The sequence below is a fragment of the Streptomyces sp. NPDC044063 genome (genome assembly GCF_056434285.1).
Window position 1 is genome coordinate 84539 of the sequence record NZ_JBWKFM010000019.1, and the last position, 14515, is coordinate 99053.

11 protein-coding genes are annotated in these 14515 nt (G+C 73.5%); 3 read left to right on the forward strand and 8 right to left on the reverse strand.

The features are described from left to right. Positions 1–19 precede the first annotated feature (19 nt). The 6 genes from AC07BS_RS22920 to AC07BS_RS22945 form a co-directional block, all read right to left on the reverse strand. Entirely contained in the window at positions 20–3109 is a 3090-nt protein-coding gene (locus AC07BS_RS22920; RefSeq protein WP_478934120.1) for a hypothetical protein, read from the reverse strand. Between the two features lie 201 nt (positions 3110–3310). Then, positions 3311–4009: a demethylmenaquinone methyltransferase gene (locus AC07BS_RS22925; RefSeq protein ID WP_478647213.1), complete on the reverse strand. Its 699-nt coding sequence runs from the start codon at positions 4007–4009 to the stop codon at positions 3311–3313. A 348-nt stretch (positions 4010–4357) separates the two neighbouring features. Further along, positions 4358–4975 carry a Uma2 family endonuclease gene (locus tag AC07BS_RS22930; RefSeq protein WP_478934122.1) on the reverse strand — a complete coding sequence of 206 codons (618 nt, stop codon included), beginning with the start codon at positions 4973–4975 and terminating at the stop codon, positions 4358–4360. 91 nt (positions 4976–5066) lie between these two features. Beyond that, positions 5067–5627 (reverse strand): hypothetical protein, encoded by a 561-nt coding sequence (locus tag AC07BS_RS22935; protein ID WP_478647216.1) that lies wholly within the window; start codon positions 5625–5627, stop codon positions 5067–5069. Between the two features lie 19 nt (positions 5628–5646). Further along, positions 5647–6843, reverse strand: a complete 1197-nt coding sequence (mqnC, locus tag AC07BS_RS22940; RefSeq protein WP_478647217.1) for a cyclic dehypoxanthinyl futalosine synthase — start codon at positions 6841–6843, stop codon at positions 5647–5649. 79 nt (positions 6844–6922) lie between these two features. Continuing rightward, positions 6923–8476: a serine/threonine-protein kinase gene (locus AC07BS_RS22945; RefSeq protein ID WP_478647218.1), complete on the reverse strand. Its 1554-nt coding sequence runs from the start codon at positions 8474–8476 to the stop codon at positions 6923–6925. Positions 8477–8639: 163 nt separating this feature from the next. Here AC07BS_RS22945 and AC07BS_RS22950 point away from each other — a divergent pair, with 163 nt between their 5' ends. Then, positions 8640–9875, forward strand: coding sequence for an alpha/beta hydrolase (locus AC07BS_RS22950; protein WP_478647219.1), 1236 nt, complete (start codon positions 8640–8642; stop codon positions 9873–9875). 97 nt (positions 9876–9972) lie between these two features. On the opposite strand, the gene AC07BS_RS22955 is transcribed toward AC07BS_RS22950, so the two are convergent. Beyond that, complete coding sequence (locus AC07BS_RS22955) at positions 9973–10863, reverse strand: menaquinone biosynthetic enzyme MqnA/MqnD family protein (protein ID WP_478647221.1); 891 nt, start codon at positions 10861–10863, stop codon at positions 9973–9975. A gap of 318 nt (positions 10864–11181) precedes the next feature. Here AC07BS_RS22955 and AC07BS_RS22960 point away from each other — a divergent pair, with 318 nt between their 5' ends. Beyond that, positions 11182–11385, forward strand: a complete 204-nt coding sequence (locus AC07BS_RS22960) for a cold-shock protein (protein ID WP_184350269.1) — start codon at positions 11182–11184, stop codon at positions 11383–11385. 148 nt (positions 11386–11533) lie between these two features. Here AC07BS_RS22960 and AC07BS_RS22965 read toward each other — a convergent pair whose 3' ends face one another. Continuing rightward, the gene (locus AC07BS_RS22965) at positions 11534–13333 is read right to left on the reverse strand and encodes an AMP-dependent synthetase/ligase (RefSeq protein ID WP_478934126.1); all 1800 of its coding nucleotides are present in this window, start codon (positions 13331–13333) and stop codon (positions 11534–11536) included. Between the two features lie 120 nt (positions 13334–13453). Here AC07BS_RS22965 and AC07BS_RS22970 point away from each other — a divergent pair, with 120 nt between their 5' ends. Further along, positions 13454–14476 (forward strand): AraC family transcriptional regulator, encoded by a 1023-nt coding sequence (locus tag AC07BS_RS22970; protein ID WP_478934128.1) that lies wholly within the window; start codon positions 13454–13456, stop codon positions 14474–14476. Positions 14477–14515: the final 39 nt, after the last annotated feature.

Below are 14515 nucleotides of genomic sequence, written 5' to 3' on the forward strand. Positions count from 1 at the left end.
CCCGCCGGGCCCCCGCGGGTCAGTTGAAGTCGACCGGCATGACCGACCACGTCGACAGCGCCGTGTCGAACACCTTGCGCGCGCCGGACCAGTACTCGTCGCGCGCCTGGTAGTAGACCGCGTACTCGGTGCCGGCCTCGTTCACGTACGCCTGGTCGGCCGCGTGCATCGTCCTGCCCGTCTGCCGGTCGGTCCAGGTGAACTCCCAGCGGGCGCCGGGGCGGCCCTGGAACGTGTTGGCCTCCAGCGCGACCCGCGTGTACGTGCTGTTCTTCTCCTTGAGCGTCTTCTCCAGCTCCTCGAAGTGCTCGAACGCGGACTGCTTGCTCTTCACCACCAGGCCCACCCGGACGTACGAACCGCCGGTCGGCGCCTCGTAGTCGGTCTGGAGACTGTCCTTGTCGGAACGCTTCCAGCCCTCGGGCACGGCGAGGCGGAAGCCGAGCGGATCCTGCTGCATGGTGTAGCCGGCCGGCGCGGAGGCCGTCCCGGACGCCGTACCGGAGGCGAGGGGTGAGGGCGCGTCGGACGGCCCCGCACTCGGGCTCGAACCGGCGGACGGACCGGTGGACGGACCGGTGGACGGACCGGCCGAGGGGGTGGCGACGGCGCGGGGTGCGGACTCCTTCCGGTGCTGGCCGTTCTTCTGCCACAGCATCAACCCACCGGTCACGGCTCCGCCGACGAGGAACGCGGCGAGCCCGGCGGCGACCCAGACGATCGCCTTGCGGCGTCCACGGGCGGCTGCCGCCGGGGCGTCGGGGCCGTTGCCCGGGCCGGGGCCGGGGCCGGGGCCGTAGGGGGAGGCCCACTGGGCGGTACCGGGGTCGCTCGCGCCGGCGCCGGCGCCCTGGCGGGGCACGTACGCGGAGGTGGCGGCCGGGGTGGCGGAGGCCGCCGGGGCGGCGGGGGCGGCGAACGCCGCCGGGGCCGCAGTCCCCGCGGGTGCCGCCGGGGCCTCAGGGCCGGCAGGTGCCGCCGGAGCCGCAGGCGCCGCCGGAGTGGCGGACGTCGCCGGGGTCGCGGTGCCGGCGGCAGCGGCGGAGGTGGCGGGTGCCACCGGGGCTGCGGGAGCAGCCGGGGCGGCAGGTGCAGCCGGGGCGGCAGGTACAGCCGAAGCCGTGGATGCCGCCGGAGCGGCGGTTGCTGCCGAGGACGCCGCCGGGGTCGCGGTGCCGGCCGGGGCGCCAGGTGCCGCCGACGCGGCGGACGTCGGCAGGGGCGCGGACCCCGCCGGAGCCGCAGGCGCCGGCAGGGCAGCGGAAACGGCCGGGGCCGCGGTGCCGGCCTGCGCGGGAAGTGCCGCCGAGGCCGCCGGGGCCGCCGGGCCGACCGGCGGCTTCGAGGCGGCCGGGACCACCGGAGCGGCCGGAGTCGTCGGGGCCGACGGAGCCGCCGGAGCCGCCGGAGCGGCCGGAGCCGCCGGAGCGGCCGGAGCGGCCGGAGCCGCCGGGGTCGCAGACCCTGCCGGACCTGCGGGCGCCGCCGGAGCGGCAGACCCCGCCTGAGGCACAGGCCCCGCCGGGGCGGGCACCGTCGGGCCCGCAGGCGCCGCCGTCCCCGCCGCCGTACCCGGCTGCCCCGCCAGGGGCCCCGGCACCGTCGTGCCCGGCCCCGCCAGAGGCGGCGCCGGCATCGCCGGGATCGTCGTCGTCCCCTCCGGGGCGAATCGCGGCATCGGCGGGGCCGGGGCGAACCCCGCCTTCCCGCCGCCACCCGGACCACCGAACCCCCCGAACCCACCGAACCCGCCGGATCCGCCCGGACCACCGAGCCCCATCGGACCGCCCGGGATCCGCGCCGCCAGCGTCGCCAGCAGGACCGCGCCCGCCGTCCACAGCAGGCCGAACAGCAGCAGCTCGCCCACGTCCGACCCGACCGACGCCTCGTAGCCGCGCGAGCCGTACGACAGCGACGATCCCGCAGTCATCTCCACCGACGCGCTGGAGACGAACGACAGCAGCCACAGCGCCGCCAGGAAGAAGCCGCCGGACAGCACCTGCTCCCGGCGGTCCGCCGAGCGCCGGGCCACCACGACCGCCAGCAGGACGGCGCACACCACGCCGAGCAGGACCGCGCCCGCCTGCGCCCAGCCGCTCACGTTGTCGCCGAGCTCGGAGAGGCCCAGGGTCTCGCCCTTGTGCTGGCCGCTCTCGGTGCTGCCGGCCTCGATGCCCGCGCCCCAGCTGAGGCCCAGGACCATCAGGCCGGAGTTGACCAGGACGGGGAGGACCGCCAGCCAGCTCCAGTCCTCGCTCTTCTCCTCGGAGGCCACGATCACGAAGGCCACCACCGCGCACAGACCGACCGTCAGTGCGAGGGCGCGCAGGGCCGTGCCCCACGCCCGTACGGCCATCCGCGCGCCGGGACCGAGGCGGGCGGCCAGCTCGTCGCGGCACAGCACGGCACCGCTCACCACGCCGGTCAGCACGAACGTGAAGAGCGCGGCGAGCCCCGGGTTGGTGGAGACCGACACGACCGGTACGTCCGGCCGGCCGATCAGGCCGAGGACCAGCACCACGGCGCCGCACAGCAGCGCGACCCGCAGCGCGGCCTCCGCGCCGCCGCCGGACCCGGCGGGCCGCGCGTCGCGCAGCCGCTTGGCGCCGAGGGCCACCATGACCGACCACAGGAGCGTGATGGTGAGCGGCCACACGGAGATGGAGCCGCTGCCGCGCACGAACAGCGACAGCAGTCCCCCGCTGCGCATCTCGACGTCCAGCGTGGCGCCGAGGCCCTGGAGCAGCAGGGCGAGGGCGGCCTGGAAGCGGTCGGACCAGTTGCCGAAGCCGGCGACCTCGTAGTCGTCGGTGGACGGCACGGAGACCACGAGCGCGAGGAAGAGCAGCAGGGCCGTCGGCCACACGGCCGTCCGGACCGCGCCCAGCCAGTCGCCGCTGAAGGTGCGGCTCAGGAAGAGGCCGGCGGGAGAGGGCCCGGTGACGCGGGGCGCGTACGCGGGAGGCGCGTACGCCGGAGGGGCGCCCGGGAGGGGCGGCCGCCCGGGCGGCGCGGGCGGTACGGCCGCCGGGGCCGGGACCGGAGGGGCCGGCACGGACGCGACCGTCGCGGTCGCCTCGGCCGCCGGCCGCCCCTTCCCACAGGTCATGCAGAAGCGCGCCTCCGGCACGAACGCGGTGCCACAGGCGGGACAGAACGACGGCATAGGCACTCCGGGGCGTCGGCAGGAGGCGGGAGGGACGGCCGGATCCGGCCGATCATGATCGTACCGATCCGGCGCGGCCTGCCCATGACAATCGCCGACACGCCCGGCAACGTCCCTTATGCCGTGCTGTCCCCGGAATTTCGCTCAGCCGACGGGCTTGAATCCCCGGTGCAGCGCGACCACGCCACCCGTCAGATCGCGCCACGCGACCTTCGACCAGCCGGCCTCCCCCAGCAGCGCGGCGAGCGCGGGCTGGTCGGGCCACGCCCGGATCGACTCGGCGAGGTAGACGTACGCGTCGGGGTTGCTGCACACCGTGCGGGCGATGGGCGGCAGGGCGCGCATCAGGTACTCGGAGTAGACGGTGCGGAAGGGGCCCCACGTGGGCTGGCTGAACTCGCAGATCACCACGCGCCCGCCCGGCTTGGTCACGCGCAGCAGCTCGCGCAGGGCGGTGTCGGTCTCCTGGACGTTGCGGAGCCCGAAGGAGATGGTGACGGCGTCGAAGACGTCGTCGGCGAAGGGCAGCCGCGTGGCGTCACCGGCGGTGAGCGGCAGCCAGGGGTTGCGCTTCTTGCCCTCGCGCAGCATGCCGAGCGAGAAGTCGCATGGAACGACGTAGGCGCCGTCGGACACGAAGGGGAGCGAGGAGGTGCCCGTACCGGCGGCGAGGTCGAGGACCTTCTGCCCCGGGCGGGCGTCGACGGCCCGTGCCACGGCCTTGCGCCAGCGACGGGCCTGGCCGAGCGAGATGACGTCGTTGGTCAGGTCGTACTTGGCCGCCACGTCGTCGAACATCGCGGCGACTTCGTGCGGCTGCTTGTCCAGGGTTGCTCGGGTCACGGCCCCATTGTTCACCACGGGTCCGAAGGCGCTCGGACGGGGACGGCTCGCCCGGGAAGGACCGGTCGCCTGCGGTGCCGTGCGGACTGCGCTCGCTCCTGTGGGCCCCACCCCGAGGACTGCCGGCTTCCCTGCCCGTCGCCCCCTCGGCAACACGGCTACCTGCCGGCAGTGCGCGTCCCTGCGGCCCGTCTGTACGACTGGGCCCTCCATCCCGCACCACGGGACGACCGAAGCGGCCGTCCCCGCGCTGCTCATCCTGCCGGGCGGGAGGGGTGGGGGCGGCTGCCCTTGATGGGGTCCTGACGTGCGGAGACGTCGCCTTGACGGATCACTGATGAAGGCAGATCAGAGCTCGACGAGGCTCGCCAGGTCGATTGAGATGGGGAACGGCCGGTCAGTTTCCACCTTGATGTTGTGGCACGGGTGCTCGGGGGCCGAGACGTACTCTCCCGTACGACTGTGGAGCCAGAATTCATGCACCTCGGGGAGGTCGTCGCAGTCGCGCTCCACCCGCCAGTAGTAGGGAATCCCCGCTGCCGCATAAAGCGCGGGCTTGCGCACACGGTCGTCCACGGTGGAACCGGGCGACACCACTTCGATCACGAGTTTCACGTTGGTGGCTGGCGTGCAGTCCACGGTGAAGACGTCCAGGTCCCGTTTGTCGAAGATGACGACATCAGGCTTGACGACGTTGAATTCGTCGAGCATGGTGCACCGCTCCACGTTGATGCCGTAGTCCGGACCGGGCAGCGCCTGCTTCAGCCGGACGAGGAGCTCGTCACGTACTTGGTCATGCCACCACTTGGCCATCCCCCGAACCACGATCACTCCGTCCACGAGTTCCCAGTCGAACGGCAGCTCCAAGTGCTTCACCTGGTCATACGTCCACTGCCCCCCGGGTGGGTTCATCCACGTTTCAGGAGTGGCCTTCACCATCCGGTCAGCGCTCATCACTGCTCCCATGGGCGTGAGTCTGGACGCGGGTGCGGATCGCGGTCCCATATACGACGGTAGCGTCACCCGAAGTAATGAAGGGGGCTCCCGCGCCGCCGGCTCAGCGGCGGCGGAACACCAGGCGCCCGTCCAGGACGGTCACCAGCGCCGCGCCGTCGTCCGCGAACACCGCGAAGTCGGCGGCGCCCGACACCGCCAGGGTCCTGGGGCGCGGGCCGGGCAGCACCCGGATGCCCGAGCGTTCGACGGCCGTTCGGACCGCCGGCCGTGCGAACGGGCCCGTCAGGGCCGTCGTGCCCGCCGCCAGCAGTCGCTGGACGCCTCGCCGGGCGCTGTGGCCCCAGCGGGTGTCCGTCATCCCCACCGCCGCCAGCGCGGCCCCGGTCAGGGGCTCCGTGCCGTACTCGGCCGCCTCGCGGGGATCCGGGTGGTAGGTGGCCTCCAGGTACGCGGCGGCGTCCGGCTCGTACCGGCCCGGCGTCAGGACGCCGTCCCACTCGCGCACGCGCGCGTGCTCGCCGGCTTCCGCACGCACCCGCTCGTACGGGCCGATCGCGGTGACGCGACCGCCGGAGACGGCGACGGCGTAGCCGCCGGGTGCCGACAGGAGCTCGCCGTCCTCCGTCAGCCGGAGCGCGCGGACGCGGTGGACCGTGGACATCGTCCGCCCGTCCCGGCCGTCAGCTCGCCGCGACGATCTTCAGCTCGGGGTGCGCCGTGCCGCCCTCGATCGCCGTCGACGACAGGTGGGAGACGACGCGGTCGTCGACCGGGTCGTTCGCCGGGTCGTCGTGGACGAGCAGGTGCTCGTACGTCGTGGCGCGCTGCGCCGGGACGCGGCCCGCCTTGCGGATGAGGTCGATGAGCTCCATGCGGTTGGAGCGGTGCTTGGCGCCGGCCGAGGAGACGACGTTCTCCTCCAGCATCACCGAGCCCAGGTCGTCCGCGCCGTAGTGCAGCGAGAGCTGGCCCGCCTCCTTGCCGACCGTCAGCCACGAACCCTGGATGTGGGCGACGTTGTCGAGGAACAGCCGGGCGACGGCGAGCATCCGCAGGTACTCGAAGACGGTCGCCTGCGTCCGGCCCTTCAGCACGTTGTTCTGCGGCTGGTAGGTGTACGGGATGAAGGCGCGGAAGCCGCCCGTGCGGTCCTGCACGTCGCGGATCATCCGGATGTGCTCGATGCGCTCGGCGTTGGTCTCGCCGGTGCCCATGAGCATGGTGGAGGTCGACTCGACGCCCAGGTTGTGGGCGAGCTCCATGATCTCCAGCCAGCGCTCGCCGGACTCCTTGAGCGGCGCGATGGCCTTGCGCGGCCGCTCGGGCAGCAGCTCGGCGCCGGCGCCGGCGAAGGAGTCGAGGCCGGCGGCGTGGATGCGGCGGATGGCCTCCTCGGCCGAGACGCCCGAGATGCGCGACATGTGGTCGATCTCGGAGGCGCCGAGGGAGTGGATGACGAGCTGCGGGAACGCCTTCTTGATCGCCGAGAAGTGCTCCTCGTAGTACTCCACGCCGTAGTCCGGGTGGTGGCCGCCCTGGAACATGATCTGGGTGCCGCCAAGCTCCACGGTCTCCGCGCAGCGGCGCAGGATGTCGTCCAGCGGCCGGGTCCAGACCTTGTCGCTCTTCGGCGGGGCGTAGAAGGCGCAGAACTTGCACGCGGTGACGCACGAGTTCGTGTAGTTGATGTTGCGCTCGATGATGTACGTCGCGATGTGCTCGGTGCCCGCGTAGCGGCGGCGGCGCGCGGCGTCGGCCGCCTGGCCGAGGGCGTGCAGCGGCGCGGAGCGGTAGAGCTCGAGCGCCTCCTCCGGGGTGATCCGGCCGCCGGCTGCGGCGCGGTCGAGGACCAACTGAAGGTCGGCGTTCTCGGTCACCGGGCGTCCCTTCGGAGGGGGTGTGCGATACCGGGCCAGCCTACGCGAGGGGCCCTGCCGGGCCCCTCGCGGGCCGGGGTCAGCCCCCGGCTCGGGTGAGGGCGGCCGTGGGCCGGCCTCCTCTGGGGTCGTCGGAGGCGAAGGCCAGGCGGCCGCCGTCGGCGAGGGAGTAGGTGACGGTCGCCGTGTCGCCCGTGCACAACGCCTTGCGCTCGCCGTCGGTCTCCTCCGTCAGCGTGAGCTTGCCGGCGGTGGCGGTGACGAGCTTCGCCTTGGCCTTGCATTCCACGACGCCGAGCGCGGAGTAGGTCGTGCGGACCACGTACGAGCCCTTGGTCCCGGCGGTGATGGTGCTGGTCATGGTGCCGTTGGGGGTGCCGTCGGCCTGGACGACCTGGCCGGTCCAGGTGCCGAGGAAGGCCTCGGGCACCTCGGCACGGGGCGACGTCGCGTCGGTGCCGGGCGCGCTGCCGGCCGGGGAGGCCGGCCGGGCCGCGTTCCCGCCGCCGTCGTCGTTGACGGCCCCGGGCAGCAGGCCGGTGAGGAACGCCGCCGTCAGCAGGCCGGCGGCCACCACGCCGGTCACGGTGAGCACGAGGGTGCAGCTGATCCTGCGCCGCCCCGACGAGCCCTCACCGTCCTCCGGCGCCGTGGCCTTCGCGGGCCGCGGGGGCAGGGACCACCGCCGCTGCCGGGGCACCTCCGCCTCGGGGGCCCGCCCGGCGGCCGGCGCCGCCTCCAGGTCCAGGAGTTCCACCGCCTGCCGGCTCACCCGCTCCACCAGCGGCGCGGGCAGCCAGCCGGACCGTACGAGATCGTGCGCGCCGGTGGCGGGGGCGAGCCGGCGGAGCAGCTCGGCCGGGTCCGGCCGCCGCCCCGGGGTCTTGCCCAGGCAGTCGGCGACCAGCTCCCGCAGGTCGCCGCGGAGCTCGTCGCCGAGCACGGGCTCCTCGTGGACCACCTTGTAGAGGAGCGCCGCCGAGCTGTCGCCGGTGAAGGGCGGCTCGCCGGTGGCCGCGTACGCCAGGACGGCGCCCAGCGAGAAGATGTCCGCGGCTCCGGTGACGCCCTTGCCGAGGATCTGTTCGGGGGACATGTAGCCGGGTGAGCCGACCGAGACGCCGGTGGTGGTCAGGGAGGCGGTGCCGTCGGTGGCGCGGGCGATGCCGAAGTCGATGAGCCGGGGGCCGTCGAGGGTGAGCAGCACGTTCGACGGCTTGACGTCCCGGTGGACGAGGCCGAGGGCGTGCACGGCCGCCAGCGCCTCGGCGAGGCCCGCGCCGAGGGCCCGGACGGTCGCCTCCGGCAGCGGCCCGGTCTCGGCGACGGCCTGGGTGAGGGAGGGGCCGGCCACATAGCCCGTGGCGACCCAGGGGACGGCCGCGTCGGGGTCGGCGTCGAGCACCGGGGCCGTCCACGCGCCGCCGACCTTCCGGGCGGATTCCACTTCGCGCCGGAAACGCGCCCGGAACTGCTCGTCGAGGGCGAAATGCGGGTGCACGGCTTTGACCGCGACGGTACGGCCGCCGGAGCTGCGGCCGAGATAGACCCGGCCCATGCCGCCGGCCCCGAGCCGGCCCAGCAGCCGGTATGCCCCTATGACCTGCGGATCTTCTGCCGTAAGCGGCTGCATCGGGCCTTTCGCCTCCCCCCGGAAGGGGCCCTGCGGCCCCGAATTCAGCCTATGACTCAATTCACGGGGCCCACCAGGAACCCCGACGCCTGGTTTGCCCATCCACTAGGACGGAACAAACCGTCATGTCCTTCGGGGCAGCAGCATCATCCGGAGCGACGCGATGACGCACACACCCAACGGGGGCTACCGGCCCAACGGGGGCTACCAGCAGCCGCAGGGCGGCTACCAGGGCGGCGGGGACTACCCTCCGCACCCGGGTGGCTACCAGCAGACCCAGACCTACCAGCAGCCGCAGGGCGACTGGGATCCCGAGGGCGCCTACCAGTCCCAGGGGCGCGCGCGGGCGGGCCGGGCCAAGAAGTGGACGATCATCGTGGCGTCCATAGCCGTGCTCGGCCTGATCACGGCCGGGGTGCTCAACTACTTCAAGATCGGCCCGTTCTCCGACAAGGGCAAGCCGGTCAGCTTCGGCCAGGACCAGGCGGGCGGCGGCCAGGGCGGCGGCGCCCCGCAGAAGCCGGACTCCAAGGTCCTCATGCCGACCGGCCCGAAGGCGGAGTTCAAGAACACCAGCACCCTCTCCGACGGCACCCAGGTCGCCGTCACCACGCTGGAGGGCAAGAAGTCGGGCTTCACCGGCAAGGTGTGGGTGTGGGCGCCCAAGGCGTACAACGACCCGAAGTTCAAGGACCACGGTTTCCCGGTGCTCGTCGCGCTGCCCGGCGGCCCCGGCTTCCCGAACAACTACTGGATGGACGACGGAGGCCTCCACCTCGAGTCGTCGATCACCAAGTGGTACAACGAGGGCAAGGGCAAGCCCTTCATCCTCGCCATGCCGGTCCTGAACCCCAAGCCGGACACCGGCGGCCTCTACTGGGACGGCAGTGACATCCCGGGCCAGCCGAAGATGGGCACCTGGCTGACCGAGGACGTCCCGGACCTGATGAAGGCCAACTTCCGCACGATCAAGTCGCGTGACGGCTGGGCGTTCATGGGCTCCTCCTCCGGCGCCTTCTCCGGCCTGAAGGCCGTGCTGAAGCACCCGGACAAGTTCAAGGCCGTCATCGCCTCCGGCCCGGACATCGTCCCGGACTCCCCGCTGTGGAAGGGCCACGAGAAGGAGAAGGCGGAGAACAACCCCGAGGTGCTGGCCAAGGACCTCATCGCCCGCAAGGGACCCGACGTCTACCTCGCGTTCCAGTACGGGACGAAGGAGTCCAGCGTCATCCCGCACGTGGACAAGTTCATCGCCACCTACGGCAACAAGGGCCCCGTCCACACCCGCCTGCAGAAGATCGAGGGCGGCCGGCACAACGCCAAGACCTACATCGAGGGCATGGACGCCGGCAGCATGCAGTGGATCAGCGAGCACCTGGAAGGACCGGTCGCTCCCTGATCCCCCCGCCGGGCCCCGTCCTGTTCCGCGGGAGCCCGGCGCCGCCGCACGGCGGCCCGTGACGCGCTCGCTCCGGAGCCCTGACCCCGACCGGGGGTCAGGGCTCCAGCAGTTCCACCCGTACGTCGGCGGGGAAGCCGGTGGTGGGGCCGGTGCGGCGGGCGAACTCCGCGACCCCCGCCAGCTGGTCCGGGCCGAAGCGGAAGTCCAGCGTGGTGAAGTAGCGCTCCAGCAGCGAGGCGTCGAAGGCCTCCCAGCGCGCGGCCTGCTCGGCGACCTTCCCGACCTCCTCCAGGGACAGGTCTCGGGAGGCCAGGAACGCCTCGTGGACCTTGGCGACGATCCGCGGCTCACGGGCCAGGTAGTCGCGGCGCGCGGCCCAGACCGCGAAGACGAACGGCAGGCCCGTCCAGTCCTTCCACATCTGTCCCAGGTCGTGGACCTCCAGGCCCAGCCGGGGGGCGTCGTGCAGCGCGGCCCGCAGGGCGGCGTCCCCGATCAGCACGGCGGCGTCCGCCTCCTGCATCATCGCGGAGAGGTCGGGCGGGCAGGTGTAGTACTCGGGCGTGACGCCGTGGCGCTCGGCGAGCAGCAGCTGCGCCAGCCGTACGGAGGTGCGCGAGGTGGAGCCCAGGGCGACGCGGGCGCCGTCCAGCTTGTCCAGCGGCAGCTGCGAGACGATCACACAGGACATGACCGGGCCGTCGCAGCCGACCGCGATGTCCGGCAGGGCCACGAGGTCGTCGGCGTTGCGCAGGAACTCCACCAGGGTGACCGGGGCGATGTCCAGGTCGCCGTCGATGAGCCGCTCGCTGAGCTTCTCGGGGGTGTCCTTGGTCAGATCCAGGTCCAGCAGGGCGCCGGTGCGGGCGAGGCCCCAGTAGAGGGGCAGGCAGTTGAGGAACTGGATGTGGCCGACACGCGGGCGGCTGCGGAGCGGCTCGGTCGCATCGTCGGCGATCGCTACGTCTGAGGCTGAATTGTCCACATCCGGAGGCTAGCCCCGGTCGGCGGCGGCCGCCGGGCCGGGGTGGCACCGGGGCGGCAGCCGGGGTCGCGCGGGGGCCTCACCGGCCCGGGGCCCAAACGTTCATCTTTTCCTCGGCGAAGGGCCGGAAAACCCCCCTTCGGCGTGATCTTCGACTCCTTCCCCGGAAGAACCTGGCGTGCTAGGCTCGCCGCAAGTTGCAGTTTGGTTTCCCTTGCAGTACAGAGCCTGCGGAGCATGTGACCCCGCAGGCTTTTGTAGTTTTCAGACTTCTCGCAGGTTCTGGAGCAGGGCAACCCTTTGGCCCAAGGAGGGCTTATGGCTACCGGAACCGTGAAGTGGTTCAACGCTGAAAAGGGCTTTGGCTTCATCGCCCAGGACGGCGGGGGCCCCGACGTCTTTGTCCACTACTCCGCGATCAACGCCGCTGGCTTCCGCTCCCTCGAGGAGAACCAGATGGTGACCTTCGACGTCACGCAGGGCCCGAAGGGCCCGCAGGCGGAGAACGTCACCCCGGCGTAACGCCCGGATCCCGAGTGGATCCACTTAAGGAGCCCTGCCTTCCGCTTCGGCGGAGGCGGGGCTCCTGCCTTTTTACGGGTAGGGGGACGATGCCGGCGACGGGCCGGGGAATTCACAGGCCACCCATCTCCGGCCGGCCCCGCATTCTTCACGAACGATTGTTCTGCCGTTCGTACAATTCCTCGATTTCCGCCGCGTAGCGTTCACCCACCACCGACCTGCGGAGTTTCAAGGTCGGCGTCAGCTCGCCGTTCTCCACACTGAAGTCCTCGTTCAGGATCGCGAACGCCCGGATGCGGGCCGGCCGGGCCAGCCGCGCGTTGACCGCGTCGACGACCTCCTGGCACAGCCGCCGCACCGCCGGGTGCCGGGCCGGTCCCGCGGCGCCGAGGTCCACCCCCGAGCGGGCCGCCCACGCCGCCACCTCCGCCGCGTCCAGCGTCAGCAGCGCCACCGGGTACGGGCGGCGGTCGCCGACCAGCACCGCGCGGGAGACGAAGCGCGACTGCTGGAGGGCGAACTCCACGGGCGCCGGCACCAGGTTCTTCCCGCTCGACGTGATGATCAGGTCCTTCTTGCGGCCGGTGATCGTCAGATAGCCGTCGGCGTCCAGCGCGCCCAGGTCGCCGGTGCGCAGCCAGCCGTCCTCGTCCACCACCGCGGCCGTCGCCACCGGGTCGCCGTGGTAGCCGGGGAAGACGCCCGGCCCCCGGGCGAGCACCTCCCCGTCCCCGGCGATCCGCACCTCGTACCCCGCGATGGGCCGCCCCACCGTGCCCGGCCGGACCGCGCCCCGGTGGTTCATCGTGATCACCCCCGAGCCCTCGGTCATCCCGTAGCCCTCGTAGACGGCGATACCGCAGGCCCGCAGGAAGTCCAGCGTCCGCGGCGCGATCGGCGCGGCCCCGGTCAGCGCCCAGCGCAGCCGCCCGCCGAAGGCCGCCCGGACGAGCGCGAAGAGGGTCTCCTCCGCCGTCCGCCACGCCGCCAGCGGCTCCTCGGCCGGCTCCTCGCCCCGGGCCCGGGCGTCCGCCACCGCCAGCCCGGCCCGTACCGCCTCCTCCAGCCGCTCCCGTCCCCGCGGGCCCTGCGCCTCGGCCAGCGACACCACCGTGGCGTGGACCTTCTCGAAGAGCCGGGGCACCGACGGCAGGTGGGTGGGCCGCACCTCCGCCAGCTCGGCGACGACGTCCTCCACCGAGCCCCCGAAGTAGCACAGGGTGCCGCCCGTGCGCAGCGACGTCAGCTGGACGATCTGCCCGAGGACGTGGGCCAGCGGGAGGTAGAGGTAGGTGAAGGAGCCGGGCCCGCCCTCGGTGAGGTGGGCCGTGGCGTCCTGGTTGGAGACGACGTTGGCGTGGGTGAGGCGGCAGCCCTTGGGCGGGCCCGTGGTGCCGGAGGTGTAGACGATCGTGCACAGGTCCGTGCCGCGCCGGGCCGCGCTCCGCCGCTCCAGCTCGCCGGCCGGCACCCCGCCCGGCAGCCGTCCCAGGGCCAGCTCCCCGGGGGCGCAGCCGCCGGTGTCCATCAGCACCACGTGCCGCAGCCGGGGCAGCTTCGCCCGTACGGCCGCCACCCGGGCCGCCTGCGCCGCGTCCTCGCACACGACGACCGCGGCGCCCGAGTCGCCCAGCACCCAGGCCAGTTCGTCCTCCCCGGCCGTCGGGTAGACCGGCACCACCACGGCGCCCGCGGCCAGCGCCCCGAACTGGGCCACCGTCCACTCCGGCCGGGTCCGGGCCACGACGGCCACCCTCTCGTCCGGCCGCACCCCCAGGGCGATCAGCCCGCGCCCGACCGTGCGGACCTCGTCCCGCAGCGCGAGGAAGGACCGTTCCACCCAGCCGCCGCCCTCCCGCGACCGGTGGCGCAGCGCGGGCAGCCGGCCGTACCGGCGCGCCGTCCATTCGATGAACTCCGCGAGTGTGTCGGGCCGTTCACGCTCCATGGCGCCTCCTGGAATCCGTCCGTCCCGCGTCGAACGCTAAGGAGCCCGCCCGCCCCTCGGGGATGACCGGATGCGTCAGCACCACTGACCCCGGCGCTCGACGACGGCTACCGTGCGGGCATGAGCATGCCGACGATCAGCGTGCACCACGTACGGGCCGCGCTCGGCGGGGCGGGACGGCTCGGCATCGACACCGCCCCCCTGCTCCAGGGGGCCGGCATCCCGCCGCTGCTGCCCGGCGACGACCGGGCGCGGGTGACCGCCGAGCAGTTCGCCCGCCTGGTCAGGGCCCTGCACCGGGCCACGGGCGACGAGTTCCTCGCGCTGGGTCCGGCGGCCGGCAGACCCGGCACCTTCGCCATGATGTGCTACGCCTGCGTGGGCTGCCACGACCTGGGCACGGCGGTGGACCGGGCCGTGCGCTTCTACGGGCTTTTCCCCGGCGGCCCCGACCTCGGGCTCGAACGCCTCGGCACGGAGGCGGAGTTCACCGTCCGCAACGACCTCGGCGACCACGCCGAGGGCGGCTTCCTCGCCGAGTGCGCCGTCCTCGTCTGGCACCGGCTGGCGAGCTGGCTGACCGGGCGGCGCATCCCGCTGCACCGGGTCGCCTTCGCCTGCCCGGAGCCCCCGCACGCCCCGGAGTACGCCCTGATGTTCGGCTGCCCGGTGCGCTTCGGCGCCCCGCGCACGGCCGCCGCCTTCGACGCCCGCTGGCTGGCCGCGCCCCTGGTGCGTGACGAGGAGGGCCTGCGGGAGCTGCTGCGGGGTGCCCCGGCCGAGCTGCTCAGCCGCCGCGAGTACGGCACCACCGTCACCGAGCAGGTGCGGCGCGCTTTCACCCGGGCGCTGCGCGAGGGCCGCCCGGCACGGCTGCCGGAAGTCCCCCAGCTGGCCGCCCGGCTGGCGGTCAGCCCGGCGACGCTGCGCCGCCGGCTCCGGGCGGAGGGCACCTCGTACCGGCGGCTGAAGGACCAGGTCCGGCGGGACGCGGCGATCGCCGGGCTGGCCGAGGGCCGGGAGCCGATCGCCGAACTCGCCGCGCGGCTGGGCTTCTCCGAGGACACCGCCTTCCACCGCGCCTTCCGCCGCTGGACGGGCGAGACCCCGGGCGTCTACCGGCTGCGGAGTCAGCGAAGCTGAGCGTTCCGGTCAACGCCCCCTTACCGGACGGTCATTACG

Coding starts and splice junctions, on each gene's coding strand:
- AC07BS_RS22920 (WP_478934120.1), bottom strand. CDS start 3,109: ATGACCTGTGGGAAGGGGCGGCCGGCGGCCGAGGCGACCGCGACGGTC.
- AC07BS_RS22930 (WP_478934122.1), bottom strand. CDS start 4,975: ATGGGAGCAGTGATGAGCGCTGACCGGATGGTGAAGGCCACTCCTGAA.
- AC07BS_RS22935 (WP_478647216.1), bottom strand. CDS start 5,627: ATGTCCACGGTCCACCGCGTCCGCGCGCTCCGGCTGACGGAGGACGGC.
- AC07BS_RS22945 (WP_478647218.1), bottom strand. CDS start 8,476: ATGCAGCCGCTTACGGCAGAAGATCCGCAGGTCATAGGGGCATACCGG.
- AC07BS_RS22950 (WP_478647219.1), top strand. CDS start 8,640: ATGACGCACACACCCAACGGGGGCTACCGGCCCAACGGGGGCTACCAG.
- AC07BS_RS22960 (WP_184350269.1), top strand. CDS start 11,182: ATGGCTACCGGAACCGTGAAGTGGTTCAACGCTGAAAAGGGCTTTGGC.
- AC07BS_RS22965 (WP_478934126.1), bottom strand. CDS start 13,333: ATGGAGCGTGAACGGCCCGACACACTCGCGGAGTTCATCGAATGGACG.
- AC07BS_RS22970 (WP_478934128.1), top strand. CDS start 13,454: ATGAGCATGCCGACGATCAGCGTGCACCACGTACGGGCCGCGCTCGGC.